At 62.2% G+C, this 26,944-nt stretch carries 24 protein-coding genes and 1 pseudogene; 8 read left to right on the top strand and 17 right to left on the bottom strand.

Features of this window, described 5'->3' with window-relative positions:
* Window positions 1-139 precede the first annotated feature (139 nt).
* A complete protein-coding gene (locus tag G8O24_RS32790) occupies window positions 140-499 on the bottom strand; it encodes a hypothetical protein (RefSeq protein WP_188106622.1) in 360 nt (119 codons plus the stop codon).
* 240 nt (window positions 500-739) lie between these two features.
* On the opposite strand from G8O24_RS32790, the gene G8O24_RS32785 reads away from it, so the two are divergent.
* On the top strand, window positions 740-1,141 hold the full coding sequence (locus G8O24_RS32785) for a VanZ family protein (protein WP_188106620.1): 402 nt from the start codon (window positions 740-742) through the stop codon (window positions 1,139-1,141).
* Window positions 1,142-1,184: 43 nt separating this feature from the next.
* Here the strand turns inward: G8O24_RS32785 and G8O24_RS32780 are convergent, their stop codons facing one another.
* From G8O24_RS32780 to G8O24_RS32740, 10 genes and pseudogenes are all read right to left on the bottom strand, one after another.
* Complete coding sequence (locus G8O24_RS32780) at window positions 1,185-1,820, bottom strand: prepilin peptidase (RefSeq protein ID WP_188106618.1); 636 nt, start codon at window positions 1,818-1,820, stop codon at window positions 1,185-1,187.
* Window positions 1,817-2,440, bottom strand: a complete 624-nt coding sequence (locus tag G8O24_RS32775) for a hypothetical protein (RefSeq protein WP_188106616.1) — start codon at window positions 2,438-2,440, stop codon at window positions 1,817-1,819. The genes G8O24_RS32780 and G8O24_RS32775 overlap by 4 nt, the downstream gene beginning before the upstream one ends.
* Window positions 2,437-3,039: a type II secretion system protein GspM gene (gene gspM, locus G8O24_RS32770; RefSeq protein ID WP_188106615.1), complete on the bottom strand. Its 603-nt coding sequence runs from the start codon at window positions 3,037-3,039 to the stop codon at window positions 2,437-2,439. The genes G8O24_RS32775 and gspM overlap by 4 nt, the downstream gene beginning before the upstream one ends.
* Window positions 3,036-4,154 (bottom strand): PilN domain-containing protein, encoded by a 1,119-nt coding sequence (locus tag G8O24_RS32765; RefSeq protein WP_188106613.1) that lies wholly within the window; start codon window positions 4,152-4,154, stop codon window positions 3,036-3,038. Before G8O24_RS32765 ends, gspM begins: the two co-directional genes overlap by 4 nt.
* Window positions 4,155-4,246: 92 nt before the next feature.
* Window positions 4,247-4,882 carry a prepilin-type N-terminal cleavage/methylation domain-containing protein gene (locus G8O24_RS32760; RefSeq protein WP_283815612.1) on the bottom strand — a complete coding sequence of 212 codons (636 nt, stop codon included), beginning with the start codon at window positions 4,880-4,882 and terminating at the stop codon, window positions 4,247-4,249.
* Complete coding sequence (locus tag G8O24_RS32755; protein WP_188106609.1) at window positions 4,879-5,328, bottom strand: type IV pilus modification PilV family protein; 450 nt, start codon at window positions 5,326-5,328, stop codon at window positions 4,879-4,881. The genes G8O24_RS32760 and G8O24_RS32755 overlap by 4 nt, the downstream gene beginning before the upstream one ends.
* Entirely contained in the window at window positions 5,325-5,762 is a 438-nt protein-coding gene (locus G8O24_RS32750; protein ID WP_244646123.1) for a GspH/FimT family pseudopilin, read from the bottom strand. Before G8O24_RS32750 ends, G8O24_RS32755 begins: the two co-directional genes overlap by 4 nt.
* Window positions 5,759-6,787 carry a type II secretion system F family protein gene (locus G8O24_RS32745; protein ID WP_188106606.1) on the bottom strand — a complete coding sequence of 343 codons (1,029 nt, stop codon included), beginning with the start codon at window positions 6,785-6,787 and terminating at the stop codon, window positions 5,759-5,761. The genes G8O24_RS32750 and G8O24_RS32745 overlap by 4 nt, the downstream gene beginning before the upstream one ends.
* Window positions 6,788-6,892: 105 nt before the next feature.
* Window positions 6,893-7,003 (bottom strand): annotated as a pseudogene (locus G8O24_RS47015) (hypothetical protein); the annotation flags it as partial.
* Between the two features lie 10 nt (window positions 7,004-7,013).
* Window positions 7,014-8,795, bottom strand: coding sequence for a GspE/PulE family protein (locus G8O24_RS32740; protein ID WP_188106604.1), 1,782 nt, complete (start codon window positions 8,793-8,795; stop codon window positions 7,014-7,016).
* 289 nt (window positions 8,796-9,084) lie between these two features.
* Here G8O24_RS32740 and G8O24_RS32735 point away from each other — a divergent pair, with 289 nt between their 5' ends.
* A complete protein-coding gene (locus tag G8O24_RS32735) occupies window positions 9,085-9,780 on the top strand; it encodes a helix-hairpin-helix domain-containing protein (protein WP_188106601.1) in 696 nt (231 codons plus the stop codon).
* Between the two features lie 26 nt (window positions 9,781-9,806).
* On the opposite strand, the gene G8O24_RS32730 is transcribed toward G8O24_RS32735, so the two are convergent.
* The 4 genes from G8O24_RS32730 to G8O24_RS32715 all read right to left on the bottom strand — a co-directional run bounded on the left by G8O24_RS32730 (window position 9,807) and on the right by G8O24_RS32715 (window position 15,080).
* A complete protein-coding gene (locus G8O24_RS32730) occupies window positions 9,807-10,238 on the bottom strand; it encodes a hypothetical protein (RefSeq protein ID WP_188106599.1) in 432 nt (143 codons plus the stop codon).
* Window positions 10,235-12,241 (bottom strand): type II secretion system secretin GspD, encoded by a 2,007-nt coding sequence (gene gspD, locus G8O24_RS32725; protein ID WP_188106597.1) that lies wholly within the window; start codon window positions 12,239-12,241, stop codon window positions 10,235-10,237. Before gspD ends, G8O24_RS32730 begins: the two co-directional genes overlap by 4 nt.
* 814 nt (window positions 12,242-13,055) lie before the next feature.
* Window positions 13,056-13,385 carry an H-NS histone family protein gene (locus tag G8O24_RS32720; RefSeq protein ID WP_188106595.1) on the bottom strand — a complete coding sequence of 110 codons (330 nt, stop codon included), beginning with the start codon at window positions 13,383-13,385 and terminating at the stop codon, window positions 13,056-13,058.
* Between the two features lie 234 nt (window positions 13,386-13,619).
* Window positions 13,620-15,080 (bottom strand): undecaprenyl-phosphate glucose phosphotransferase, encoded by a 1,461-nt coding sequence (locus G8O24_RS32715; RefSeq protein WP_188106593.1) that lies wholly within the window; start codon window positions 15,078-15,080, stop codon window positions 13,620-13,622.
* A gap of 602 nt (window positions 15,081-15,682) precedes the next feature.
* On the opposite strand from G8O24_RS32715, the gene G8O24_RS45430 reads away from it, so the two are divergent.
* From G8O24_RS45430 to G8O24_RS32700, 3 genes are all read left to right on the top strand, one after another.
* Window positions 15,683-16,702 carry an adenylate/guanylate cyclase domain-containing protein gene (locus G8O24_RS45430; protein WP_188106591.1) on the top strand — a complete coding sequence of 340 codons (1,020 nt, stop codon included), beginning with the start codon at window positions 15,683-15,685 and terminating at the stop codon, window positions 16,700-16,702.
* A 181-nt stretch (window positions 16,703-16,883) separates the two neighbouring features.
* On the top strand, window positions 16,884-18,146 hold the full coding sequence (gene wecB, locus G8O24_RS32705) for a non-hydrolyzing UDP-N-acetylglucosamine 2-epimerase (protein ID WP_188106589.1): 1,263 nt from the start codon (window positions 16,884-16,886) through the stop codon (window positions 18,144-18,146).
* Window positions 18,147-18,158: 12 nt separating this feature from the next.
* Window positions 18,159-19,643, top strand: coding sequence for a glycosyl transferase family protein (locus tag G8O24_RS32700; protein WP_188106587.1), 1,485 nt, complete (start codon window positions 18,159-18,161; stop codon window positions 19,641-19,643).
* Between the two features lie 30 nt (window positions 19,644-19,673).
* Here the strand turns inward: G8O24_RS32700 and G8O24_RS32695 are convergent, their stop codons facing one another.
* Window positions 19,674-19,910, bottom strand: coding sequence for a hypothetical protein (locus G8O24_RS32695; RefSeq protein ID WP_188106585.1), 237 nt, complete (start codon window positions 19,908-19,910; stop codon window positions 19,674-19,676).
* Window positions 19,911-20,383: 473 nt separating this feature from the next.
* On the opposite strand from G8O24_RS32695, the gene G8O24_RS32690 reads away from it, so the two are divergent.
* Together G8O24_RS32690 and G8O24_RS32685 are read left to right on the top strand one after the other, a co-directional pair.
* Entirely contained in the window at window positions 20,384-21,634 is a 1,251-nt protein-coding gene (locus G8O24_RS32690) for a glycosyltransferase family 87 protein (protein WP_188106584.1), read from the top strand.
* 137 nt (window positions 21,635-21,771) lie between these two features.
* Window positions 21,772-21,993, top strand: a complete 222-nt coding sequence (locus G8O24_RS32685) for a dodecin (protein ID WP_188106582.1) — start codon at window positions 21,772-21,774, stop codon at window positions 21,991-21,993.
* A 7-nt stretch (window positions 21,994-22,000) separates the two neighbouring features.
* On the opposite strand, the gene G8O24_RS32680 is transcribed toward G8O24_RS32685, so the two are convergent.
* Window positions 22,001-25,606, bottom strand: coding sequence for an autotransporter domain-containing protein (locus tag G8O24_RS32680; RefSeq protein ID WP_244646122.1), 3,606 nt, complete (start codon window positions 25,604-25,606; stop codon window positions 22,001-22,003).
* Between the two features lie 292 nt (window positions 25,607-25,898).
* On the opposite strand from G8O24_RS32680, the gene G8O24_RS32675 reads away from it, so the two are divergent.
* A complete protein-coding gene (locus tag G8O24_RS32675; protein WP_188106580.1) occupies window positions 25,899-26,921 on the top strand; it encodes a helix-turn-helix domain-containing protein in 1,023 nt (340 codons plus the stop codon).
* Window positions 26,922-26,944: the final 23 nt, after the last annotated feature.

Raw genomic sequence — 26,944 nt, 5'->3', positions numbered from 1 at the left:
ACTCCAAGTAGGATCTCGTTCGCGCGGCGTGAATGCACGTTCACACGTGACGTCCGGGGACGACTCCGATCGCTCTCAGGCGCTGCCCGCAAATCTCATGCGCCCACGATGGCCAACCCTCGGCAACATCGCTCGCTCCTCACTCGCACCGGTTCAGACTGCGCAGCCGGGGACCATCGAACCAAACGAGACGACAGCGAACCACGTCGGGGCGACCGTAGCGATCGAACGCCCATCTGCCATAGATGGCATATTCGCCGTAGCCAACCGGATAGTCATATCCATCGTCGAGACGGTTGTAGACGTAGCGCGCGACTGGCGCGTCGAGGTCGGGTGTGACCACGGTCACGACCGGAGGTGCAATCTGCGCAAACCGGTGCCAATTCCTGTGGGCACCGTGCCAGCGATACGCTCGCGCGCTGTCGCGGGCCTCTGCTTCTGCGGCGATCTGCGCGACCAGCAAGGCGACCGCGGTCAGCACAAATGCTTTCGTTCTCATCGACACTACTCGCTGGTACACGTCGCTGAACTGGCGTCAGCTCGAAGGTTCTACCCTATCGCTCCGCCCGACGAGTACCATTCGCCCAAGACGTGGTTAAGTTTCCCGACAGAGCTGCCGGTTAAGAAACACCTGCCATGTGCATCTGCGGCTTACCCAGGTGCCATCGGCGGGCCATCAGGAGCGAGCGAGCTCGCGAAAGATCTGGAAGGCCCACGCTTTCCCCTGCATAGGTGTGGCATGAACAAATCGATCGTCACCACTGCCCTCACTCTTGCTGCCTGGGCAACGATTTCCTTGATCGGCTACGCCACCCTCACAAGGGTGCAGTTCATCTATGTCGTTTACGGCTTGATCAAGCCATTCCTGTTCGGCGTCGATGTCGCCACCTGGGCTCACATCGAGCACGCAATCGCCTTTCTGACGTTGGGCGTTCTCTTTGCGCTGGCGTATCCGCGGCGCTCACTCATGACCTACGCGATCGTCATCGGCAGCGCGGTCACATTCGAGCTGCTACAGACCCTCACGCCCGACCGGCACGGCACCCTGATTGACGCATCCGAAAAGATCCTTGCCGGCTGCATCGGCATTACCCTCGTCAAGCTGGTGCAATTCATTCGAAGAGGCAAGAAGCCGTCCTGAATGCAATGGGAGCATCGTAGGGCGCCAGGCGCGGCTCGCCATCCTACCCCAGGACGAACGACATGGGATCGAACACCCACGCCAACCACAGGCCAACGGCCAGATGCGGTCCAAAGGGAATGGCATGCCGGCCGTCGACCTCATAGCGCTGCACCCTGAGCAGAAACGCACTGGCGAGCGCCGAAGCGACGGCAATCAGGAGCAATGCAGGCAGCGACCGAACGCCGATCCAGAATGTTGCAGCGGCAATGAATTTGACATCGCCGAAGCCGAGGCCGTCATAGCCGCGCAACCAGCGAAAGGTCGATCGAAAGGCGGCGATGGCTGCCGCAACGAATACGACCTCCAGAATGCGGGAGATGCCCTCGTCCGGCTCCTTGAGCAGCACAGCAGCAAGCCCACCGACAGCCATGAGCACGACCAGCTTGTCCGGAATGATGCCGAAGCGGGCGTCAATGGCGCAAATCGCAGCGAGAACTGCGAACAGACCCGCGGCCAGCGCGACGTTCGCGAGCCATTGCGGCTCCGGCTCCGCCGCGCTGTTCAGGAAAGTCCAGATCAGCCCCACGACCAGACACCAGGCGACCAGGACCTGATCTCGATAAGGCTCGCGGCATAGGAGGGCATTCGCCAGGAAGCGGCCGGTTCGCTGTGCGGTCTTGCGCAGCTCTGCGATCATTTCGCGAGAACGTTGAGCGGCAGCGTCTGCCGCTCACCCTGGGCTTCCAGCACGACCTCGTTGGGCCTGATCTCCGCAATCCGCCAGCCCGACCATTGCTCGTTGGCCGAAATCCAGACCCCCACCGGATTGTCCGACGAAGTCAGAAACGCCTTGGCCTGATCGCCATTCATGAAGACGCCTCTGAGCGCAACACTGGGATCGAGCATGACGCGGCTCGGCGCGACCGTCTCGGGGGCTGCAAGGGCCGGCGTCGTCGGCAGGCTCTGTCGATTTCTCGAGAACAGGGGGCGCTGCAGAATATTCTCATAGACCGCAGCGGACCGGCTTTCCTGACGCCCAGTACCGGATGTGCCCGGGCCGCCCGAGATCGATTGGCTGGCGATGGCAATCTCCAGTGCGACGATGGTCCCGACCGGCGCTATGACGGCAAGGCCGACCAATGCAACAAGAGCCATCAACATTCCCCGCCTGAGAGGCGTGATTGCCATCATCTCGCGACGGCTCGGAAAATCATCGCGCAGGAACAATCGCGAAGCCATCGATGCGACCAGCTCGCGCGGCGTCAAGATGGCCTGCCACGTCCGCCGGTGGCCGGATTGGGAGACGATCTCCGTCATCGGCCTGCCGCCGTCGCGGTTTCGCCTGGCCGGTTTTCGCTCATGAGCGGCCCGGTCGGCGGACTCTCCGGATTGCGCATGGCGCCCTCGATCGTCAGGCTCACCCGCAGCCGGCTGTCATCGCCATCACCAAGCGAACGGAGGGAGAAATCCGTAATGAACAGGAAAGGGGTCTGCATTTCGACGGCAGAGACCAGTTCCCGCACGGCCGTCGAAGACCCTTCGACCTCGAGCCGCACCGGGATTGCCCGCCATTGCGCTGCCTGCCGGCCCGGAAGACCGCGAACGGTCTGGATCGAAAGCCCCTTGGCGCCCGCCAGAGCCTGCAGGCCCGCCTGAAGATCGGCGCTGGCGACCCGCTCTTCCGTCGCCGGCAAATAGGGGTCTACCTCTTGTGTGGTCGTCTTGGCGAGCCTCGTGGCCTCATCCGCGACCCGCTCGATCTGGGCCAACTGTGCCGCATTGTCGAGGATGTCGTCGTTACGCTCGCCGAAATGCGCGATGACCGGCCCCAGGATCAGGAAGCAAACGGTCAGTACGATCGCGCCATTCAATCCGACGAAGAGAAGGCGCCGCTTCAGAAGCCCGTCGCCATTCATGATTCCGGCCTCTCCGCCATTTTGACGGCACGGCCCACGCCGGTCTTTCGTATCTTCAATGTCATGCGGAAGCGATCTTTGCGCTCAGCAGTGTCCGGCGTGATCGGACCGGCCAGAGTCGCGCCGGCAAAAAGGCGGGAGGCATCCAAAGTGCGTACGAGCCGGGCCGCGTCGGATGACAGACCCGCGAGGCTGACCACATTCCCATTGATCCGCAGCTCGGTGAGGAAGGTGTGGTCCGGAATGACGCGCGAGAGTTCGTCCCAGATCGCGAGATTGCCGGGCACCGCCTTGAGCGCGAGGAGACGAAGCGAGACGCCGGCGCCCTGAGATCCATTCTGGACTCCCTGTCTGGCCTCGTAGAGCGCATCTTCAAGCTGGCCCGCCCTGATCGATTGCCACGTTTCGACGGCGACCAAGGCGAGAACGATGGCGGCGAGCGAAGCCAGCGCCAGCGTGCGGGTCGCCCGAAAGGCCCATGGCGGATCCCGATCCTGCGCGGCGCCGAACGTGACAACGGTGAGCGGCTCACCGCCCGGCTGCTTCGCGGCGATGAAATCGATGTCCGAACCGCGCCACCCAAGGCGGGCGAACTCGGATTCCGCGCGATCCCTCGGAATGATCCAGTGACGAAACTCGACCACGCCAGCGTGCGGTGTTTCACCGACCGGCCTTGCGCCATGCCAGATCTCGGCGGGCTGGAACGGCGTGCGATGGATGACCTCCTGCGCCAGAATTCGCGGCAGGGCGTCGAGCTCCGATCGAGGCAGGTTGAGCCGACGCTGAAAGAAATGATCGGCCTCCAGTGCGATACCGATCTGCACGGCATCGCGCTGGCAGCCAAGCTCGGCGAGCCAGGCATCAACCTGCGAACGCCCCGAACTGCCGACCGCGAACCGCTTCTCGTGCACGCCCGACGGCGTCACCAGATGACATGTCAAACCGCCCTGCTCGTCCCAGATGAACAGGCGAGGAGCAGTTTTCGCCTGGAGCAGATGCCGCCAGGCTTTCGGAGTGCACTCATGCAGCTCGTTCAACCACCAACGCGAAAGCCATCGCCACGCCGCGGTCAGCATGCCGAGCCGTTCCAACCGTGCCACCGTGACCTCGGTCATCGGCTTGCCTTCCCGCCAAACCAAGCTGTCGATTCGGCGATCCTATTTACTAAATCTTTACGAGAGGTAACGCCGGGCGACGATCCGCGGGCTCAAGACCCCGGCTGATTGCGGAGAGCGATGATGACCGCCGGACCGTTCCGCACCGAATCCTCGAATTCGCAGCCGACCTCGATCAGCAATGGCAACTGCTCCGCCTTGACCCAGTCGTTGCGCCACCCCATCTCGCCTTGCGAGCCGGAGACACCGAAATAGCGAAAGTGTATTGCGCGAACGCCTTTCAGGACGACAGTTGAGGCTAACGGCGATTTGCGCTCGCCATCCTTCGGCGCCCCGAAAGTATCGAGGATCAGTTCGTCGCCGGTGCGGCGAATGCGAATGTCCTGCAGGCCCCCCGGCAATCCGCGTCCCTCGCTCAGCGCCACGAACCGCATTCGCTCGCGCCCGCCCTCGAACAAGATGCCTCCAGCCTGAGACGGATTCGCCGTCGGCATTGCCGAGGCGATGAAGCCACGCAAGCTCTCGAGCGCGGAGTTTGTTTCCACTTCCACGCTGTTGCGACGGTCAGCATCAAATGCCCGGATGGCCATCGAGAATCCTCCGACGATGAAACCGGTCAATAGAGCCAAAAGCGCCAGCGAGACCAGGAGCTCGATCAAGGTCAACCCACGTTCGCTCTCGCGGCCGGCCGGCGCGCGGATTGTCCAACGAGGCGATCGCCGCCTCATTGCGCGGCTCCCTTGGCGAGCTTCAATGCCGCCAATCTCGTCTCAAATCCGCCCTCCGCCTGCACGACGATCTCGACCCACATGGGGATGGGTTGAGACGTCGGCCTGGGCGCAGCATCCTGCTGGCGCGATTTTCCGAGATCGACGGGCGTGACAATCTCCTGCCACTGATATCGTCCGATACGCCCCTCGCGACGTCCGCTCTTCAGCGAAGTGGCCCGTCCCGCGGCTTCCAGCCGGGATTCCGCGATCCGATCGAGAACATGCCTGGTCTGAACTTTGGCGTCGGAGCGCAGCGCGGCCGTGATGCCGGCGGTCAAAGCACCGAGACCGATCGCGAGCACGGCAAACGCCACCATCACTTCGATCAACGTGAAACCGCGTTGTCGCCGCAGGACGGCGCTGGCGGTCATGGATCGACGCAGGCCGATGCGAGCGGCAATCATTCAATCCTCGGCTCGCCGGTGAACCAGTTGACGACGATCCGCTCCTTTTGTCCCTTGTAGCTGAGCAGGATCTCGCCGCCGCTCGACTGACCGTCCGGATAGAATCGCAGCCCACCGATGCGGCCACGCCGCTCGGATTCTGCAACGGTCAGGGCAATCTCCATCCCATCGGGCAATTGGCGCATGGAACGGGCCGCCCCTATGCGTCGATTCCGCGTATCCACGTCGACAACAATTTCGGCATTGCCGGCCCGCGCGCGGCTTCGGGCAAGTTGCAGGGTCGCCGCGATTGCGCGTGCTTCGGCACCGGTGCGCGCGGCCGCCGATCTCGGTTTGGCCGCGAGAACCGACACCACGACGAACGCCATGATCACGAGCACCACGAGTGTTTCTATCAGCGTGAACCCCGCCGATGAGGTGTCGTGCCGCCTCATTGATAGGCCAGATTGTTGATCGAGAGGACCGCACTCATCACTTGAAGGATGAGAGCCCCGACGAGACCACCGATTCCGACCGTGAGGAGCGGCGTGAGCAACCCTACGAATTGTTCGATCTTGCCCTGGACCTCGGTTTCCAGATTCGCGGCGACGCGAGTCAGCATCTTGGCCAGTTGCCCGGTCTCCTCGCCGACCGCGACGAGGCGGATGGCAGCCGGAGGCAGCAAGCCATCTCCATCCAAAACCTGGCTCAACGCGTTTCCTTCCGGTACGCGAGCGATGGCGTCTCCATATCGAGCCTTGAGATGCCGGTTACCCACCAAGGAAAGCGCAGTCTGCAACGCCGTCATGAGCGGAACTCTCGCGTCAATCAAGCTGCCCACCGAGCGGGTAAACTGGCCGGCTTCGCGACGCTGAATGACGGGACCAACCACGGGCAGGCGGCATTTGAGACGATCGAGCCTTGTCATCATCGACGCATCGCCGGCGATCCTGCGGTAGACGATCAGGCCAGCTGCCGTCAGGCCCCCGAGCCAGATCAGGAGCTTCGGCCAACGCTCCGGCAGATCAGCCAGCGCCGCCAGGATGCCTGGCAACGGCAGGCCCGCATCGGAGAAGATCGGCAACAAATTCGGAATGAGCACCAGAACGATGACGGCGATCGATACCAGCGACATCATCAGGAGAATGGCGGGATAGACCAAAGCTGCCCGGATCTTGTTTCGAACCTCGACCCTGCGTACGAGCATCTCGCTGATCTGCGTCAGCGCCTGCGAGGCTTTGCCGCCGGCTTCGCCGCCAGCCAGGATCGCGACATAGTCGGCGGGAAACACCTCGGAGCGGCGCGCCATCGCTTCCGAAAGCTGGAGGCCGGCCAGGATGTCCTTGAGCAGGCCATTCGCCAGACCGACCTGTCTGCGCGACGCACCGGCACCGGCCAGCACCCGGAACGACGCATCGACCGGCACCCCCGAGCTGACCAGCGACGCCAGCTCGGTCGTGAACGCAGACAGCTCCTTCAATCCGATCCGATCGGAAGAGATCCAGCTTCGTGCCGGCGCCTTCTTTTCGCCCCGATGCAGCTTCGACGATGCGTCGTCGTCGCATGGCGTGGTTTCGACCGGCGTCAGACCGGACCCGTAAAGCGCTTCGATGGCAGCATCGAGCTCGTCGGCGACGATCTTCCCCGAAGTGATGACGCCTTGGCTGGTGTAGGCGCGATACTGGAAGGTGGACAAGCAAAGCTCCCTAGCTCGTTCGCGACACCCTGAGCACTTCCTCGATGGTCGTCTCGCCCTGCGTCACCTTGACGAGACCGCTCTCATAGAGGCTGCGGAAGCCGGCATCTCGTGCCCGCGACATCAACGCCCGCTGATCATCACTTCTCCTGCCGATTGCTTCCCGCATCTCGTCGTCGATCACGAGAAGCTCGACGACACATGTGCGCCCGAGATAGCCGGTCCCATGACAGGCTGCGCAACCAACGGCCTCGCGTGCGCCTGACCAGTCGAGCTCGAGCGTATCCGGGACCGGCCAACGCAGCCGCGATGGGGCCACGGTACGATAGGATGCGGGCCGCGCGCAGCTTGGGCACAGGCGGCGGACCAGGCGCTGGGCCATGACGCCGGCGACCGTCGATGCAAGCAGGTAACGCTCTATACCGATGTCGATGAGACGGGTGATGGCGGCAACCGAACTGTTCGTATGCAGGGTCGAGAACACCAAATGACCGGTCAGCGAGGCCTGAACGGCAATGCGAGCCGTCTCCAGGTCGCGTATTTCGCCGATCATGATGATGTCGGGGTCCTGACGCAGGATCGAGCGAAGCGCCGCGGGAAAATCGAAACCGATCTGAGGCTGGACCTGAACCTGGTTGATACCACCGAGCTGGTATTCGATGGGATCTTCGACGGTGAAAAGCTTGAGCTCCGGACGGTTCAATTCCTTCAATGCCGTGTAGAGCGTCGTGGTCTTGCCGCTTCCCGTCGGTCCGGTGACCAGAATGATGCCGTTCGGCAGCGACATCAGCCCATGCAGACCGGCTTGCACGGCCGGGTCCAGGCCGAGCTTGCCAAAATCGAGTTCGACCCTCGTGCGGTCGAGAATTCTGAGGACCAGACTCTCGCCAAACGCAGTCGGCAGCGTGGCCACGCGAATGTCGATCTCGACGCCGCGAACGGCGGTCTTGATCCGGCCGTCCTGTGGCAACCGTCGCTCGGCAATGTCGAGCCTCGCCATGATCTTGATTCGGGTCGTCAGCGCGGCCTTGAGCGTTGGCGGAACGACACGTTCCTGCTGGAGGAAGCCGTCGAGCCGGAAGCGAACCAGGACTGCATCTCGTCCCGGCTCGATGTGAATGTCGGATGCCCCGCGTTCAACAGCACTCGCTATGATCTGATTCACCAGGCGGATGATCGGCGCTTCGTTCGCGATGTCGCGAAGGCGCTCGACATCAATCTCATTTCCATCGAGCTGGCCGGCAACGATTGCGTTCGGATCCCCATCGACCGACTGTGGCGCCGTGTCCTGATAGAGCTTGCGGAAGGCGCGCTCCATATCGGCAGGCGCAATCACTGCGAGGTCGACGCGACAGCCGAGCATGTAGCTGATGGCCTTGCGCGCCTCCTCATCGAGGGGATCCACCGCGGCCAGCACGAGGGAATCACCGGCCACCGAGATCGGCAGCGCACGACTGGCTTTCAGAAAAGGCAGTTTCAGACGATCGGGAAGCACCGGCTGCAACGGAATGTCGGCGGGCCGGACGACTGGAAGTCCGCAATAATCGGCGTACGCTGCGCAGAGATCCGCTTCCGAGATCAGGCCCAGCTTCACCATGACGACGTCCAGTCGCTCGGACGTTGCGTCAGATGCCCGCCGGGCGCGGGCGACCGCGCCGGCATCGACGAATTCTCCACGCACCAACAGCTCCGCGAACGCATCGGCAAAGCCGTCGTTCAGAGGGCCCAGGATCTTGGCCGGGCCGGTCGCCGGCTTAGCCGGGCGTGTCGGTGTCTGTGTGTCGCCTAGCATTGGCTCGTGAAGGTCCGGATCTCGCACGTGGACCACGACGCTAGAGCGATTTTGTTAAGGAAGGCTTTTCACACTTTATTTGCCATTTTCATTTACCAACCGGCAGTCAATGCGGCTGACAGAGCATTCCACCTTGCAACCAGGGTCCAGGCCGATTGCGTCGGCTTACGGGCGCGCTCATCCTGACCGCCGCGGCTTCGCTCTGGTTACGGTGATCTGGGGGCTCGGCCTCCTGACCTTGCTTGGAACCGCCGTCATTGTCGGCGCCCGGTACCGAGCCAAGACGGCCATGACCGACGGCATCGTCGCATCCACTGCCGCGGCGGCGGAAAGTGCCGTCAATTTGGCCATCGCAATCATTCTCGACCCCACCTCGGGTGCGAGCTTTCCGCTTCGCTGCCGAATGCCGCAGGGGGAGCTCCTCGACATTGCCGTCGAAGAGGAGATCGGCAAGGTCGACCTCAACGCCGCCAGTTCGTCCACGCTTGAGCGTTTCTTCGTCGGGCTGACGCGGGACAAGGCGCTGGGCAGCAGGATCGCCCAGAACGTCGTCGGCTTTCGCAAACCTCCGCAGGCCGCCAACGCCAAAAACCCGGCCAAAAGCTCCGGTTTTTCGACCGTCATGGAGCTTGATCAGATCGAGAACGTCTCGCCTTCGATATTCCGCGCGGCCGCCCGCTACACCACGGTGCTCTCGGGTCGCGAGCAACCCGCACCCGAAGCGGCAACGGCGGCCTTGCGGTCTCTGATGAATTTCGATTCCGGCCGACCGGAACGAAGACGGCCGACCCTGCCGGGCAGCCTCACCATCCGGGCCGACGTCAGCGCGCCTGATGGTTCACGATACATTCGGGAAGCCTTGGTCTCGCTCGGGGCCGCATCCGGACAACTCTACGTCGTCCGCGAGTGGCGTCGCGGCGACATCGTAGGTGAGCCCGTCAAGCGGTCCAACGGCGAGACACTGCAAGCCTGTTTCAAGCTCTGAAGCTAGACTAAAAGATGCCGTGCCGCTTAGCCCTTCGAATGAAGAACCTGTTGCGAACGGGACGTTCTCGCGGATTCCTCGAGGCGCTCCCGCTCCTCCACGACTGCCGGTCCGGGCTCAAGCACCGTGCAGCCCTTTGTGCGCTGGAGATCCGTCAAGGCATCCAGCCGTCGGCGTTCTTCCATCAGCTGCTTGGGCGCATCGAGCGGAAATCTGTCGGAATCGTAGCCGGCGAGCGATCCCGCGGCGAGCCAATATTCGAGGCGCGCCGCCCGCCTGACCGAATAGCGAAATGACCCAGCGATGGCGTTGCAGGACATGGACTCGTCGACGGGCAGAAGCATGTAGGGCGGTGGCGGATCGATCACCAAAGGCTGGTCGGTGACGCAGCCAGCCAACAGCAGCGGCAAAGCGCAAACCCTTCCCAACCAGCAGATCGTGAGGACGGAGCGCGTCACGGCGTCACCAGACGCTGCGCCGTGTTGAACGGCGCCCGCTGTCGCGTCGTCGCGTGCGGCATATAGACGTTCATCTTGCGCCGGTATTCCTCCGTGACCAGCCGGCTTTCCGTACCGTCGCGAACCACTTTCGGCGTGATCAGGATGACGAGCTCGGTCTTTTGGACCGAGTCCTTCCTGTTTGCGAACACCGCGCCGATACCCGGGATATCTCCCAGGATCGGCAATTGGTTGCTGCTCTTGTTCGCGCTGTCCTGGATCATGCCGCCCAGGGCCAGTACCTCGCCGTCACTCACAACAACCGTCGTCTTGACGCGCCGCTGCTGAATGGTCGGAGAATCGATGTTCGACGTCGTCGTCTTTACGACGCTGCTGACTTCCTGCTCGATATCGAGCTGCACGCGCCCGCTCTCGTTGATCCGGGGCGTCACCGAGAGAATCACGCCCGTATCCTGCATCGTGATGGAATTCACGATCGCGGTCTGCGCGGTGACGGTGCTCGTCGCCGTCTGGGTCGTGATCGGAACCTGATCGCCGATCTGGAGGCGCGCGGTCTTGTTGTCGAGCACCATCAGCGACGGTGTCGAGATGATGTTGACGTGCGTCAGCGCGTTGAGAGCGCTGAGAGTTGCGGCAATGTTCGCGGTATTGACCGCGTAGTTGAACCCGGGAAACGCGGCTGCCACTGCACCGGTGGCAGCATTGGAGAATGTGGCTGTCGGCGTACCGTTCTTGGCGAACTGCCATTGCAGCCCAAACTGGAGGTCGTCATTGAGAGACACCTCGGCGATGACAGCCTCGATCAAGACCTGGCTCGCGACCACATCGAGCCCCTGCACGACACGCAGCACGCGCTGGTAGTCGCGATCATTCGCCATGATCAGCAGCGAGTTCTTGGTGTCATCGGCAACGATCTTCATCATCGGCTCGGGAGCGCCGTTCGATGTGGAGCCATTGTCGGCGATATCCGTAGCCTGGCCATCGAGATCGGCGTTGGAGGAACGCGATGTTCCCATCGGATCCGCCGTCTTTCCCAGCCCCGCTTGTATTGTCGGATCCGGACCGGCCGGGCCGGCCGTTGAAGATTTCGTCTGATCGCTCGCGAAGGAGACCTGCTTTGTTTTTGGCGAAACGTTGCGGCTCGTCGGACGCACGACCTTCATCTCTTGCGAGAACATGGATTGAAGGATACCGGCGAGTTCGGCGGCCGTCCGATTTTGGACCTGGTAGACGTGCAGTTGCGGTTCGGTGCCGCTCGCCCGGGCATCAAGGCGACGGATCCAGGACTGCGCCCGGGGCAGATAGCTAGGATTGGACGTCACGACCAGGATCGCGCCAAGTCGCGTGTTCGCAATGAACCGTACCCTTCCCTTCAGCGGGCCTTCCTTGTCGGAGGCGAAGACGGCCTTGAGTTCGTCGACCAGCTTTTCCGGCTGAGGCCCTTTTACGGGGACGACCGCGAAGGACATGCCCTTCATCACGTCGACGTCGAAGATGGAAACCGAATCGAGCATGGACTCGATTTCAGCCGGAGATCCCTTCAGCGCGATGATATTGCGGGCATCATCGGCCTGCACGATGGCGCCCTTCGGCACCATTGGCTCGAGCACACGCGCAACCTCTGTGGCAGCCACGTATTTGAGCTGCACGATACGGACGCCGTTGCCTGTGACGGCACTGCTTGTGGCATCGCGGACCGTGCTGACCGCTCCGGTGGCCGCCTGGTCCGTCGGCGCGATCCGGTAGATGCCGCGGTTCTGCACCAGCACAGCACCGATGGGTGCGAGGGCGGTCTGGAACAGCTCCAGCGCCTCCGCCTTGGAGACCGGCGTGCTGGTCTGGACCGAAACCACGCCATCCACGCGTGGGTCGACGACGTAGTTGACCCCGATCAGGTCACCCAGGACGGTCTTGGCCGCCTGTTGCAGCGGGACGTTAGCGAGATTGAGGACCACGTTGCCGTTGGCTGCGGAGCTCGACTTCGTGGATGTAGAACCGATCATCCGACCATCGCCGCCCTCGACCGTTGCGACCGCCTTCGATGACGGTGTCGGGAGAGCGATGGCCCCCGTCGGCATCAAATCCTGAGCGTTCGCCTCAAGGGAAACCGGCTGTGCCGATAGCCTAGGCTGGGCGTTGAGCGTTGGGCTGATGAGACCAGGGCCACCACAGCCAGCGACGAGGCTTGCCGCCAGGCAAACCATCAGACCCGTGACAAAACCACGAGAGACCGGCAATGAAAGCTCCGAACAAAAGAAGACGCGCGCACGATAATTCGAGCGTAAAAAATGGGTAAATCATCATGGTTAACCCAAAGTAAAAGTTCCATGCGCCCGGGATTATACGACCGGTAGTTCGTTACGAGACGGCCAGCGGGCCAAGGCGCGCCGGTGGCACGCGAACTGGCGGATCAAAATGCAAGGCCGGTTGATCCCGAGCGATGCCGCGGAACACACAAGGCCCCGCGCCCCGCGTGGCCCAGCCCGCGCTGATCGGCAACTGATAGGCGAGCCCCGAGGGGCCGGTCACTTTGATTGGGATTGGCAGCTCTGACGACAGACCTGTGCCTGGCTGTCGCAGGAGGCAAGGCAGGGCGCGCCGAGGGTGGTCGGGCAAACCCGCTTACATGCCGCGTTTTGATTGTCGCAGTTCGATATGCAGACTTCGGTGGCAGCGTCAGCCAGTCGAAGCTTCGCCGGGCTGAAGTTCGCGGCCGAGACGCTCCCAAGCGGAGACCACGCGACGCAGACAAGTAGGGCCAGAACGATTCTCATGAGAACCTCGCACGCGCCGCGTATGCGGCGGCAGCCGAATAAGCTATCCGTTCGGAATTAGGAAATCCTCGATCGAGCGGCCGGTTCGCAGGGCAGCGGCCAGCCATTTCGGCTGTTTTCCGCGACCGGACCAGGTCTCGTGCGGAAGGTTGGGGTTCCGATATTTCGGGTGAACCCGCGGATAAGGGCGCCTCGGCCGCGGCGACGGTTCTGCCGGAGCGCTGGCAGCTTCATTTTCGCGGCGGAGCTGTGCCAGGCGAGTTTCAAGGGCACGCTTTTCGGCGGTCAACCGAACTGACAGCAGCCGATTGAGCTCCTCGTGCAGCTGCCAGAGCTCATCTAGGGATAGGCCTTCCAGGTTCGGTTTCTTCATCCGCTCGTCATAACGCCGGTGTTCTCGGCTGCCCATAGAGCAACCCCTGATTCGGTCCGCCAATAATGTTGCAATTTTCTTCCTTTTTCCAATCGCCAATTATTTTGGTCATAGCATGGCGAACCCGGAAAAGCTGGTGAACCGACCAAATGACGGGAAAACCGGCCCTTGTCAGGTTGCGCCGACGCAGAAATTCAACCCCCAGCTTCAGGAAGCAACTGCAAAACGGTTCAACTAATACGCGTTTCGCTTCCGCGCGACCTCGAAGAAGGTCTTGATCAAGATCTGGATATCGAGCCAGAGGCTCCAATTATTGACATACCAAAGGTCGAGCCTCACGCGTTCGGCGACATCCTCGACCGTGGGCGTCGCGCCCCGCGAACCATTGCACTGGGCCCATCCCGTGAGGCCCGGCTTCACGTGGTGTCGAAACGCGTAGTCTTCCAGGATCTTTTCGAAATAGCTGTCGTGAGCCAGAGCATGCGGCCGGGGGCCGATCAGAGACATCTCCCCCTTCAGAACATTGAAGAGCTGCGGCAGCTCGTCGATGCTGGCGCCACGCAGCACGCGTCCGATTGACGTCACGCGCGGATCCTCTCGCGTCGCCTGGACTACAACGGGACCATCCTCCTGCACCCTCATGGTGCGGAATTTCAGCATTACAAATTCCTTGCCATTGAAGCCTTTGCGACGCTGGCGGAAAATGATCGGCCCCTCGCTATCCAGCTTGATGGCGACCCCGGTGAGAATCAGAATTGGAAACAGGAGGGCCAAGGCGACGCTTGCGACCACCACGTCCATGGACCGCTTGACAAAGCGTTCCGCCGCGCTGAGGGGCGCGCGCTGCACCTCGACCGCAAGCACGCGTTGCCGAGCGGAGGACACGAAATTGGACAATGACCGGATGTGCGAGTCGGGCAGCAATCGCGCCGAAACCGGGAGGTTCTTGAGGTGTTCGCGCACGAAGTCGATCCGCGCGTCGTCATTCCACGGCAGCACAAGCAAGACTTCGCGGCAATTGTTGCGGCGAATAAAGTCTCCAACCGCCCCGAACGTAGTCTTATCTGCAGCCAGCCGCTCACCGGGATCGGCGTCTCCGCTCAGGCGGAACTCCTTGACATCCGTGGCGCCGAGGAGAGCAAGGCGATCACGAGGGCCAAGGGCAGCCAACTCCCGATGGTCTCCGACGAGAACGACATCCAAGCGCCTGATGCCCCCCCTGGTCACCGCCAATGCCAGGTTCAATTTCGTGAACTTGCGCACGGCGAGCAGACCCACCGGAGCAATGAAATAAAACGTAACGAACGCGCCTCGAGAATAATTGCCGCCGACCTTGAGCAGGAATGCGAAGAAAGCCAGCAGGATGCCTGTGCTGAACCAACAAACCAGGATCTGCGTAATTTCGACCCCGGGCTTGGCGCTGTCGGGCAGGTCGTAATAGCCGATCCCGCTCATCCTCAAAATGTAGATGAAGCTCGCCATGAGACCGACGGCGCAGCACGGAAGCAGATTCGGAATCGGTGTGCCGGTGACGACGTGATACCCTATTCCGCCACCGACGCAGGCAAGGATGATAACGAATGCATCCAAGGTGGAAAGCACATAGGGAATGAGGTCCAGCGACCACAGAACTCCCTTGCCGTGCGTCTGGTCGGCCTTATGCGGCTCTTCGCGGAGATCCGACCCGATTGACATCGAACGCCCACCCAATCCCTAATGACTGATTAATCAAGAGTTTCAACCACAAACTAAATCTGGTGACAAACAGTCGATAACTCTTTGTTAATGTATTTTAAAATAGGCTTAATGGAAGTGCGAAGCAACAAGATAGTTCGCTCCCACATTGCTCCCTCGACCAGATGGGCCGTCGCGCGGTCACGCCCGCGGCCTAAATAATCAGCAGTTTTCCGAGGCCTCCAGCTTGATGGAGCCGAGGCTCCTCCGGGCAAACGCTCGCTGGAATGGCCAGCCCAAGAATGCTCGCGTATCGGTCGCCAATGGCGTCCGGACCAAGGGGGCCATCCGATGCGCGCCTGACAGGATCCCGTTCGGATGGCGCGCCTCCGGCGCTTTTTCCTTGGCTTGATGAGAAGCCGGGGATCCGGCCGAGAAAGTCAGCACCCAGTGCGCCTCCCTGGCCCTTCAACCACACGATGCCGGCGAGGGCCGGCTTCGGTCCCGATTGAATGTCTTTGCAGGATTATCGCGCGCAAGAATTGCGCGTTACATCACTCGGGGACTATAAGTTTTCGAGGTTTCCCGTCCTTTGCGCCTTGAGTGGCCTTGGAGAAGTTTAAGTGGTTCATCGCGAAGCTCCGAAATCGTTTCTGGTGAGTTTTCTTTTCACGGTGAGGCGATTACTCGGAATTGCAACTTTCGCTCTTGTTCTCGTCCTGCTGGTCCCGAAGCTCTTTCTGCTCTTCGACAATCCCAAGAACGCGAGCTTTTCGGCGACCTTGCTCGAGGCGCGCGACCTTGTCCTGAAGAAATCGGCGCCGCTTCTACATCATTACATTCCAACCAATATCGCTGGCGCAGACCGCTCCGACTGGATTTTGATCGGGCTCGCCCTGATCGTCACGTTCATCGCCGGCTCGATCGCGCAGAGAAGCCAGCAATCGCTCAATCGACGGCTCCTGCGGAAATCGGCGCAGGCCTGGCGCAGAAAGGAGGGCGTCAAGCCGGGGTCCAAGCTGGATAACGAGCTGGAAAGCACCCTGAGGGCCGCGGAGGCCGGAAACACGGTCAATCGGCAAGAGCTTTTGCGTGTCTTCGCCGAAACCAAGAAAAAGCTCGACTCCTTTGGCCGCGAAGTCGCCTTTCTCGCCATCGACGTGGTCGGCTCAGCCGCAATGAAGGCGGGCGAAGATCCGGCATCCGTTCAATACGACTTCGCGGAATATCGAAAACTGGTCGAGCGCATATTCCGCGCGCGTGGCGTCCTGAAGTCGGCCTGGACCCCCGACGGCGTGATGGCTTGCTTTGCTCACGTGGAGGACGCCTGCCAAGCAGGAAAGGACGTGATCAAGAGCCTGAAGGCGTTCAATAGCGAGGTGAAGATTTCCAAGGCCGATTTTTCGGTACGCTGCGGGGTCAATGCCGGCCTGGTCTATTTTGACGATTCGACCCCGCTGGAGACCATATCGGATCGTGTCATCGACATTGCGGGCCACATGCAAAAACACGCCGAGCCCAACACTGTTCTCATCGCGAGGAAGGTGATCGAGCCCCTGCGGCAATTGCAGGAGTTCACCCACACGAACCAGATCATCGATGGTTACGAGGCAAGCGTGTGGCGCGACCAGCCAGCTACTTAGGTCGCAATTGCCGGGGATTGGTAGCGGCCGCGGCCGGCGCGCCCCTTATTCTAATCTCTTTGGCCGCCTAACCCGACAATATTTACCCTCTCCAATCAATCCTTTGAATTTGGCGAGAAAATACCGAAACTTCAATTGTCTGGCGCAGGCGCCCAGTTTAAACTGTCATCTCGATTAAACCTTGAGAGATCAAACCGGCCTTGCGCGGCAGAGATTCGGCGGCGCTAGCAAGTCGTTTTTTTTTGGGGCTTCTGGCATGCATCACCCGCCTCAGGTTCAATTTTCGCGTTCTATTCCCATTCGGACCTTTTTAATTGTCATCGGCACCCGGCCGGAAGTTATCAAGGTCGCGCCGATTATACGCCGCCTGCGAAGCGCGAGCTGGGCGCGCGTCAAGATCGTTGCCAGCGGCCAGCAAAGCGACCTGCTCGACCAAACCCTGGCCGAGTTCGGCCTGCGGCCTGACATTACGATTCGCCATCGCGATGCGTCATGCGGTCCTGCGCAGGTCGCCAGCCGTCTTATCCATCGATTGGACCGCATCCTCGCCGACACGAAGCCGGACTGCGTCCTCGCCCAGGGCGACACCACGACGGCCTACGCAGCTTCGGTTGCGGCATTCTATCGGAAGATCGCCTACGCCCACATCGAAGCCGGATTGCGAACGTCCGAACTCGATGCGCCGTTTCCCGAAGAATTTCATCGACGGGCCATCGCGGTGTCTGCAACGCTCCACTTTGCTCCGACTTCGGCCGCGGCAAAAAACCTGATCGACGAGAACGTGCCAAAGGACAAGGTGCATGTCTCGGGCAACACGGTCATCGACTCGCTGCTGGAGGTCGCGGCGACCAAGCCCCCGCCGCCGGCCGAGTTCGGATCTCGTCGGATGATCTTGCTGACGGCGCATCGCAGGGAGAATTTCGGTGCGAAGTTGCGGGATGCCCTCACGGGCGTGCGCGCATTCGTCGATCTGGCGCCGGACGTCGGCGTGTACTTCCCGGTTCATCCAAACCCGAACGCGCGCGACGCCGCCTTCGAGATTCTCTCCGGCAATCCGAGAATCCATCTCGTCGAACCGCTTGGGTATCAGGAAATGGTTGCCGCGATTCAGAACGCATGGTGCGTCGTCACTGACAGTGGGGGCCTGCAAGAGGAGGCTCCGGCTCTCGCCAAACCCGTCCTCGTCCTACGCGATCTCACCGAACGCCCCGAGGCCGTGGCCTCCGGTGTCGTCGAACTCGTCGGCACCTCGCGCGAGGCTGTCTTCAAATCGCTTTACGAGCTGCACAAATCACCGGCAAAGTACGCGCAAATGGCTCGTCCGGTGTTTCCCTATGGGGACGGACATGCCAGCCGAAGGATCGTAGACACTCTCTATCGACATTTTTCGGCTGCTCCAGAGCAGCGAGACGCGACCACCGTTCCCCTTCAATATGCATCGTAGCCGATGGTAAATGTGACTGGCTTCCTGGCCCAATATCTCTATGTGATCGAGATCATGATGCTCGTGGCGGGCATCATCATCGCCGTCTCCAGCCTCGACGATCTCTTGGTGGATCTCTTGTACTGGGGTGGCAGGCTGCTCGGCACCACCGGAGCCAGATCGAGCGAATTGCCAGACGTCGAGCTTCTCGAGCAGCTGCCGGAGCGGCCGTTCGCGATCATGATCCCGTGCTGGAAAGAGCACGATGTGATCTTCTCGATGCTGTCGTCCAATTCGCGGCTTATTCGCTATGGCCAGGCTCACTATTTCGTCGGCGTCTATCTCAACGATCCTCTGACCCAGGACGAGATACGCAAGGCGCAAAGCCTCTATCCCAACATCCACATGGTTCTGGTCCCTCGCGACGGCCCGACCAGCAAAGCGGACTGCCTCAATCAGATCACCTCGGACATCTTCATGTTCGAAGCCGAGCACGGAATTCAATTCGCCGGCCTGGTGATGCACGACTCCGAGGATCTCATCCACCCCCTGGAGCTGAAGCTCTTCAACAAGCTCGTCGATATCTACGACTTCGTTCAGCTGCCGGTCTATTCGTTCTCCCGTCCGATTCTGTCTCTGATCGGCGGCATCTACATGGACGAATTCGCGGAAATGCACACCAAGGACCTCGAGGTCCGTCAACGCATCTCAGGCGTAATTCCCTGCGCCGGCGTTTCAGCGTGCTTCAGCCGCGAGGCAATCCTTCACCTCATCGACAAGAATCAGGGTGAAGCGTTCCGCGTCGCTTCCTTCACCGAAGACTACGACATCGCGTTCCGCGTCTCCGAGCTTGGCTTCAAATCGGCTTTCATTGCCTATCCGGCAAGCTATGCAATCGACGTCGACATCGACGCGGGCGCACCCGGTATCCTGCACCGAAAGCTTCCGATTGCCACTCGCGAATTCTTTCCCTCCGGGCTGGAGGCTGCATACCGGCAGCGAGCGCGGTGGCTGTTGGGAATTGTCTTCCAGGGCACCGAGGAAATTGGCTGGAAGGGCACGTTCGGAACGAAATACTTCCTGGCACGGGATCGAAAGGGCGTGATCACGAGCCCGGCCGTGATGCTCGCATATTTCGCGATGGCCAATCTGGTTGCCTTCGAGATGTTTCGATGGTTCTTCGATCCCAACCTCGAGCTGAGCTATACGCTGCTGTCGGCCGAATGGGTTCGAACGCTGTTTTGGGTGACCTTCGCGTTCCTGATCTGGCGCCTGCTAAGTCGCATGATTTTCACAGGCATGATCTACAACCTGCGGCACGCGCTGATGTCGGCTCCGCGTCTCGTGGTCGGCAACTTCGTCAATTTCTTCGCGACATGGCGTGCGGTTCGCATCTACACCAGTCATCGGGTGTCCGGTCAGCCATTGGTCTGGGATAAGACGTCTCATTCCTATCCAATCCAGATGGGCGAGCTTCAACTCCCCGATCCAGCCGCCAACGCTCCGAGCGTCACTTAAGTCGGAGCCGCCGAACCGGATTGAGCCGACTTAACGATATGCCGGCTCCGATGCGCCGAACGCGCTTCGGAATGCCGTGCGGGTCACCATGAAACCGCCACAGAGGCCGATTGCGACGAGTTGCACCTCCGGATGCAGCACGACCGTCACAAGCGCCGCCCAACCGCAGACGATTGCAAGCACGTCAAGCAATTTCCCTCCGCGTGGAGAAGGCACAGTATCCAGGCCCTGATCGAGCGCCGAAGCGATCGCTGCCAGCCCGTCCACGGCATCTCTGCCTGGAGGGACGGCGAAATCGGTCAAAGCGCGGTAGTTGCTAGTAGACATTAACGCCCCCGTCGCAAGCCTCTTGCGGGCTCCACGAGGGCATTTGATCTCCGGGCCTGTTTCGCCCGCCTCAAATCGATTGCTACAGTTTTACGGACATCCCGCATTCCAGGCGGCGAGCCCGGCACTTCGACGGAGATGAATAACGCCTGCTTAACGGACTCCTTCCAAAGCTCGCCTTCTGCGATCGGGACGGCTACGCCCGTGCAGTTCTGAACGCGTGAAGAGTGGACACGTTCCGAAACATGCGAAGCTGTGGTCGCATTCGGATCCATGGAGATGGACGTCGTTGCCGTTGGTAGGTACGGCGAAGCCGGCAAAACCTTGTGTTCCGTTACCGGACCTTAACGCTCGGCCCGCAATCTCACCGACTGGACCGGCGGGCCACGCTGCCCTGTAGAGATTAGCGACCCATGCTCACCGCAACCCTGGAGCAGATCCAGGCTTCGCCCCGGAAACGGATGACCTATGTCTGCGTCATTCTCGCGCTGCTGGTGGCCATCCTCGGATTCAAAACAGTCCGGTTCCTCGAAGGCGGCCTCTGGTACGGCGGCCAGACCGCCGACTTCGCCGCCTTCCACATTGTCGCGCAGCGGATCTGGCTCGGCGATCTCGATCTGACTTACCAGCTCGCATCGTTCACCAAGATGCAGTTGGCGGCGGCCGGCGGCACGACTGGCATCATGCCCTGGACTTACCCGCCGCAATTCGACCTGCTCGTTGCTCCCCTCGCATTCCTGCCGGGCTGGGCCGCCTATTTTCTTTTCACGACGGTCACGCTGACGGCCTATCTGATGACGCTGCGCGCCATCACGGGAAACAACTTTGCACTCGTGCTCGTCGTCTTCTTTCCGGCCATCGCGATCACGATCGGCATCGGCCAGAACGGCCTTCTGACCGGTGCGCTGATCGGGCTGGTCTGCCTCAACGCGGAACGACGCCCGGCGCTATCAGGCATCGCGCTCGGCATGATGGTCATCAAGCCGCACCTGGCCGTCGCGGCCGGCATCTACATGCTGTTGACACGCAACTGGCGAGCGGTGCTGACCGCCGCAATCGTGGTGGTCGCAAGCTCGATCGTCTGCACGCTCGCGTTCGGTCCGCAAATCTGGATCGCATGGCTCGGCAGCGTCCGCGAAGCCGCCAGCTACCTGGAAGAAGGCCGTTATCAGCTGTTTCGGATGATCTCGGCCTATGCGGCCTTGTACAAGGCCGGCCTCCCCGCAGCCGGAGCGTTCTGGGGGCAAATGGCCATGGCAGCGTTGGCGCTGGTCGCCGTCGCGCTCGCGATTGCCCGCGGACCATCAGCCCGCTTCGCGCTCGGCATCGTCGCGGTCGCCTCGGTGATGATCAGCCCTTACGCCTACGACTACGATCTGCCGATCGTTGGGATTGGACTTGCACTGCTTCTTCCCGACCTTGCCCGCCTCGCGAGTTCGCGCGAACGCGGCGCCGTCTACGCCCTCCTCCTGCTGGCCAATGTCTATGGCCTGCTGCAATCGGCACGGCTGTCGGCGGGAAGCGCCAATTCGAGCGGGATCGAGCGCTACATGACGCCGGCCATCGGGGGATTCACCCTCATGGCGGTGCTTGCAATGCTGTTGTGGGTCCTGCTGCGAGAGACCAAGCCCGCCACGATCAGCCTGCACAGCGAGCCTGCTTAGCTCGAAGCCTGTTACCTGCGTCAAAGAATCACCGCAGCTGACGCAGCCACGCCATGGCAACCGATGGAACCGGAACGGCCGGCACCCGTTCAGTTTGGGAGCGGCAAACGCCGCAGCGCAACTGACGGAGACCAGCGATGCCCGCAGCCGAGAAGGATCACGTCTACAAGATCCTGGAACTGGTCGGATCGTCCGAGACGTCGATCGAGGACGCGATCAAGAATGCGATCAGCCGCGCCTCCAAGACCATCCGCGAGATGAAATGGTTCGAGGTGGTGCAGACGCGCGGCCATATCGAGAACGGCACCGTGCGCCACTACCAGGTGACGCTGCGCGTGGGATTCACGCTGGAGGAATGAACCCCGCTCACCAGGCGTAGCGCACGCTGCCCTTGCCGGCGTAGCTGCGCGTGACGTTCGAGAACTCGCCTTCGAAGGTTGCGGAAGTGGACCAGCCGTTCAACCATTTCATCTCCAGCGATGCGGTGGTGAGCGCAGAGTCGCGCGCCTGCGCTGCGCCGTTGACGACGAAGCTTGCGCCTGGAAGTGCCTGGAAAGTCGTCGCAATCGAGCGATCCGGATTGAAATCGTGCGCCCAGGCGATGCGGCCGCGCAACGTCAGCACGCCGTCCTTCATGGCGAAGGATTTGTCGGCGCGAAGGCCGAGCTCGCTACGCGTGTCCGTAACGCTCCTGGCGGCATAGCCGAGCGCAAACGCGGCCGAGCCCGCGACGACTTGCTCGGCATAGGCCGGCAGATCGAGCGTCGTGACCTGCGCGGCGCCATAGGGGGTGAGGCCAATCCCGCCGATCCAGGCCGCGACGAAGCGATAGCCGCCCTCAAGACGCCCCGAATAGGCATTGGCCTCGAACTCCGCGCGCAGGCGATCGGGGCCGGCGATCGTCACGGTTCGATCGGTCGTGACGTCCTGCCAGCCATAGGCCATTGCGGCGGAGACGTAGGCGGGACCGTCGGCATGACGCAGATAAGCGCCGGCCTGGAACAGGTCGGAGCGGCCTGAGCCGAGACCATTCACGCCGAAGCTGGTGCCACCGCCGGCAAGCGCAAAGCCGAGCAACGTGTTCGGCGAGAGCAGATAATCCGCGCCAACCGCCGTGCCCGCAACGCGGCTCGTCGTGTCGTTCGAACCGGCAACCGCATTGCCGTTCGTCGACTGCGAACCGCCAAAGCCCGCGGCCCACACGCTCCAGCGCGGTGTGAAGACTGTCGGTGCCGCCTTGGTCATCATGGCAAATGCGTCGGTGCGCGAGCCGGCGGCATAGGCAATGGCCTGATCGTCCTCGGCAAAGCCGGCCGCCCCCATCCCGCCAGTCGCGCCGTCGCGCGGTGCGAGGGGATCAGTCAGCAGACCCATGAACTGGCTCATGGCGCTGAACGTGGCTTGTTGGGAGCCCGTTCCGGATTCGCCCGAGGCCTGCGTCAGCCCCGCGGAGGTCAGCGCAGCATAGACGGTCGCGATACCGCCATTGGTGTTGAAGAAATTGGTCAGGGCATTCGCGACCGCCTGCTGGTTGCCGTTGAGGGCGGCGGGAAACCCGAACCGAAGCGCGAGGTCGAGATAGACGTCGTTGGCGTCATAGCTGAGGCTGGAGACGAACGTCGAGGGAAGGTGGCTGTTGACGATGACCGGATTGAAGCTGCCGCTGACGCCGCCGCTCGCGGTCAGGATCGTATACCGCTTCGCGACATAACTGCCGGCGGCGAAGTTCGCTGCCACAGTCGCGCCGCCGAGTTGGGCTGCCCCCGTGACATTCGCGTAGGATGCAGTCGTCGGATTGAGTTGGACCAGATAGATCGCGCCGGACTGGAAAGCGAGACTGCCGTTCACCGTCATCGAACTGCCGGGCGCGCCGTTGCCAGGCGCGAATGTGCCGCCGGCATTCACCGATGTCGCGCCGACCGAGCCGCTGCCCGTCAGCATGCCGCCGCCATTGACGGTCGAGGCGCCGATCGAACCTTCGACATCGAGCACGCCGCCGTTGATTGCCGTGCCGCCGCTATAGGGGTTGGTCCCCGTCACGATCGTGGTCCCGCTCGTCGTCGTCAGGCTGGCGGTGCCGCCGATGCCGTCGACGGTGCCCCCGCTCGAAGTGATAGGCGCGGCGAGGCTGCCGTTCCGGATCCTGCCGCCGGCAAGGTTGACCGCCGCCTGTGTCTGCGACGTGCCGCCGAGATCCAGCGTTCCGCCGAACACCGTGGTCGTGCCGGTCACGGCGCCGAGCGTCCCCGCGCCGGAGAGCAGGAGCGTACCGGCCGCAACAATGGTCCCACCGCTGTAGGTGTTTGCGCCGGAGAGAACGAGCGTTCCGGAATAGCCACTCGTAGCGTTCACGACCACGTCGCCCGTGCCCGACAACACGCCGGTCAGGTTGACCGTGCCGCCCGTCACGACATTGTAAGTGGGATCGCCGGTCGCAACGATATTGTTGGCGATGCTGAAGCTGCCGTTGAAGGTCACGGTCACGCCCGTGGTGCCGCCATTGAGCGTCAAGGCACCGCTACCGAGCGCGCCGCCATTGCCGACGACGAGTGTCGTTCCCTCGTTGATGGTTGTGCCGCCGCTATAGGTGTTGGCGCCCAAGAGCGTCAACGTGCCGCCAGTGTTCTTGGTAATCGCGACGCTGCCCCCCTGGTCGGCCGCGTTGGTGCCGCCGCCGGGGTTGGTCCCGCCCGAGCCGATGTAGTCGGCGATGCCGTTCGCGATGGTCTGGTTGCCGGCGCCGAAGCCGAGCGTGGTCGTGGTGCCGGGACTGCCCTGGAAGAAGATGCCGGAGCCGAAGGCTGAGCCGGCGCCGCCGCCAAGAAAGCCAGTCCCGCCCGCGCCGCCGCCCGCCTGCTGCGAAAGGTCGCCTTGGACGGTCACCGCGCCGCCGCTCTGCACGAAGATCGCGCCGCCGGCGCCGAGACCGCCACCACCGCCCGAGGTGGAATTCACGCCACCGCCTCCACCACTGCCGGCTCCGAATCCGCCAACGCCCCCAGTGCCACTCCCTGGCGTTTGGCTATACGTGAATCCGCCGCCTCCGCCGCCAAAGCCGCCAGCGCCCCCGGTCTGAACGTCGCTGCTCGACGCCGAACCGCCACCTCCGCCATAACCACCAGCGCCGCCTGTGGCGGATGACCCTGCATTGCCGGCACCGCCGCCTCCGCCGAAGCCGCCTGCACCTCCGACCGTAATACCCGGAGAGGAACCACCGCCACCTCCGCCGCCAAATCCGCCCGCACCGCCGGTCGCATTGCCTGAGTTGGCATTGTTGGGTGCCCCCCCATTCGGGCCTCCCCCGTGGAAAATAATCGCGTCGGAGCCAACGAAGAGACCTCCGCCGCCGGCTGGCGTTGCGTTCAGGGTGCTTTGTCCTCCCATTCCGCCGCCGCCGGCTGCCCACCCCTGAGATCCAATGACGACGCTGCCTCCGTTGGCCTGCGTGTTCGAGACGACAACGTTCGATAAGGTCAGCGCCCCGTTACTCGAGACGAAGATTGCGCCGCCCAGGCCGGCGCCGGCCCCGGCGCCGATCCCCGCACCGCCCTGCGCCACCGCGTTGGCGATCGTCAAATTCTTCAGCGCGACCGAATAGGTCGAGCCGGTGGTGCCGGCGTCGCCGATGAAGAACGGTCGATATGTGCCGGCGCCACTGATGGTTGGGTTGTTGCCGTTGCCGTCGATGGCGATGTTCTTGGTGATAATCGGCAACTCGCTGAGGAGCGTGATCGTGCCGCCGACCTGGAATTGGATGTTGTCGCCACTTGCCGCGCTGGTGATCGCGGCACGCAGGCTCCCGGCGCCGCTGTCGGCCGTGGAGGTCACCAGCAAGGTGGATGCAATTGCCTGCACAGGCGGCACAAACGCCATCGCAAAGGTCGCAGTGCCTATCAGGGCGCCAGACACGCGGCGTCCGCCGGAGCTTCGCGTCGTCGCCATGCGCGCCGGCCGATGCAATCGAATTGTCATTTATTCCTCGACCAGAGCCGCGCCACTGGCAAACGACGCCGTGCGTCCATTCCACGATGCTAGCTAGCAAAGGCGGGCTCGGGCCGATGTGCCCGGAGTCTCATGACCGCTTTTCGAGCGCAGGTGATGCCGTCCCGACACAGTTGATGTTCGCGGACTTCCAGCCGACCTGCCCTGCTCGCATCCACTTGCCATCGGCAGTTCCAATTGGATATGCAACGCGCGACGACGCGGCTCAATGCCGAGCCGCGCCGTTCGACCCGACGTAAACGGTGCCGCCTTGAACAAAAGCATGCCGATTGAAGAGCCCGGGCGCGGGCCGCGCGCCCTTGCGAACATGCGGGCGGAAGCCAGGGACATTTGCGAAGTCATTCCGCTCACCTCGGAGAATGAATTCCACGTCACCACGGCGACGATGATGACGGGTAATGCGGTGTTGTTCGATTCCCGCATCACCGACGTGGAATATGCGAGAACACCCGGCCACGTCGCACGCGGCGTCCTCGATCACTTCCAGATCAGCCTCTGCATCGACGGCGAAATGCGGTTCAGCTCCGGCCGGCGGGACGTCACGATGATGCCGGGCGACATCTGCCTGATCGACATGGCCCAGCCCAACCACACGGTGCTGCGTGGCGGCGGCGGCCGGTCACGGCTGATGGCCCTGATCCTGCAACGGGCCATGATGGCTCCTCGACTGGCGCACCCGGACTCGTCGACCGCAACGCTCCTGCCCGCAAACCATCCGCATGCGCGCCTGATCGCGAACCATTTCGCCGAACTCGCGGCGAATGCGAGACCCGGAATTCCGAGCGTCGATGCCACGGTCGAGGCGATCGCGGACCTGGTCGCCGCAGCCGCCGGCGGCACGGCAGACATCATGGTGGGAGTCGACCGGGCCGAGCGGCAGCTTTATCTTGCGATGATCAAACGCCACATCGCTGCAAACCTGGAGACCGCGGCGCTTACGGCAGGCGAACTCTGCCGCGAATTCGCGATCTCGCGCGCCACGCTGTATCGCCTGTTCGAGGCAGACGGCGGGCTTGCACATTACGTTCGCGAGCAGCGCCTCAACCGCGCCTTTCAGAAGATGATATCGCCGCTGGAGCAGGACAAGGGACTGATGAATCTTGCCGTCACCATGAGGTTCAGCAGCGATTCCACCTTCATCCGCGCCTTTCGCCGCAAGTTCGGCGTCACACCGGGCGACCTCAGAGAGGTCGCCGACAGATGGTTGCAGGAGACCGGCGCAATTCCGGAGATCGACACTGTGCTGCATCAACTGGCGAGGCAGCGGAAATCGCACGCCAAATGATACCGCTCACGCCAGATGGCAAG

The sequence above is a fragment of the Bradyrhizobium campsiandrae genome, from assembly GCF_014529705.1.
GTDB lineage: Bacteria > Pseudomonadota > Alphaproteobacteria > Rhizobiales > Xanthobacteraceae > Bradyrhizobium > Bradyrhizobium campsiandrae.
Note: the sequence above shows the minus strand (reverse complement) of the source record. Positions and strands in the feature narration are given on the sequence as shown.

What these genes read in the sequence shown, in the direction of transcription:
- G8O24_RS32790 (WP_188106622.1), bottom strand. Translation starts at nt 499, where the DNA reads ATGAGAACGAAAGCATTTGTGCTGACCGCGGTCGCCTTGCTGGTCGCG.
- G8O24_RS32785 (WP_188106620.1), top strand. Translation starts at nt 740, where the DNA reads ATGAACAAATCGATCGTCACCACTGCCCTCACTCTTGCTGCCTGGGCA.
- G8O24_RS32780 (WP_188106618.1), bottom strand. Translation starts at nt 1,820, where the DNA reads ATGATCGCAGAGCTGCGCAAGACCGCACAGCGAACCGGCCGCTTCCTG.
- G8O24_RS32775 (WP_188106616.1), bottom strand. Translation starts at nt 2,440, where the DNA reads ATGACGGAGATCGTCTCCCAATCCGGCCACCGGCGGACGTGGCAGGCC.
- gspM (WP_188106615.1), bottom strand. Translation starts at nt 3,039, where the DNA reads ATGAATGGCGACGGGCTTCTGAAGCGGCGCCTTCTCTTCGTCGGATTG.
- G8O24_RS32765 (WP_188106613.1), bottom strand. Translation starts at nt 4,154, where the DNA reads ATGACCGAGGTCACGGTGGCACGGTTGGAACGGCTCGGCATGCTGACC.
- G8O24_RS32760 (WP_283815612.1), bottom strand. Translation starts at nt 4,882, where the DNA reads ATGAGGCGGCGATCGCCTCGTTGGACAATCCGCGCGCCGGCCGGCCGC.
- G8O24_RS32755 (WP_188106609.1), bottom strand. Translation starts at nt 5,328, where the DNA reads ATGATTGCCGCTCGCATCGGCCTGCGTCGATCCATGACCGCCAGCGCC.
- G8O24_RS32750 (WP_244646123.1), bottom strand. Translation starts at nt 5,762, where the DNA reads ATGAGGCGGCACGACACCTCATCGGCGGGGTTCACGCTGATAGAAACA.
- G8O24_RS32740 (WP_188106604.1), bottom strand. Translation starts at nt 8,795, where the DNA reads ATGCTAGGCGACACACAGACACCGACACGCCCGGCTAAGCCGGCGACC.
- G8O24_RS32735 (WP_188106601.1), top strand. Translation starts at nt 9,085, where the DNA reads ATGACCGACGGCATCGTCGCATCCACTGCCGCGGCGGCGGAAAGTGCC.
- gspD (WP_188106597.1), bottom strand. Translation starts at nt 12,241, where the DNA reads ATGATCGGTTCTACATCCACGAAGTCGAGCTCCGCAGCCAACGGCAAC.
- G8O24_RS32720 (WP_188106595.1), bottom strand. Translation starts at nt 13,385, where the DNA reads ATGAAGAAACCGAACCTGGAAGGCCTATCCCTAGATGAGCTCTGGCAG.
- G8O24_RS32715 (WP_188106593.1), bottom strand. Translation starts at nt 15,080, where the DNA reads ATGTCAATCGGGTCGGATCTCCGCGAAGAGCCGCATAAGGCCGACCAG.
- G8O24_RS32690 (WP_188106584.1), top strand. Translation starts at nt 20,384, where the DNA reads ATGCTCACCGCAACCCTGGAGCAGATCCAGGCTTCGCCCCGGAAACGG.
- G8O24_RS32685 (WP_188106582.1), top strand. Translation starts at nt 21,772, where the DNA reads ATGCCCGCAGCCGAGAAGGATCACGTCTACAAGATCCTGGAACTGGTC.
- G8O24_RS32680 (WP_244646122.1), bottom strand. Translation starts at nt 25,606, where the DNA reads ATGACAATTCGATTGCATCGGCCGGCGCGCATGGCGACGACGCGAAGC.
- G8O24_RS32675 (WP_188106580.1), top strand. Translation starts at nt 25,899, where the DNA reads ATGCCGATTGAAGAGCCCGGGCGCGGGCCGCGCGCCCTTGCGAACATG.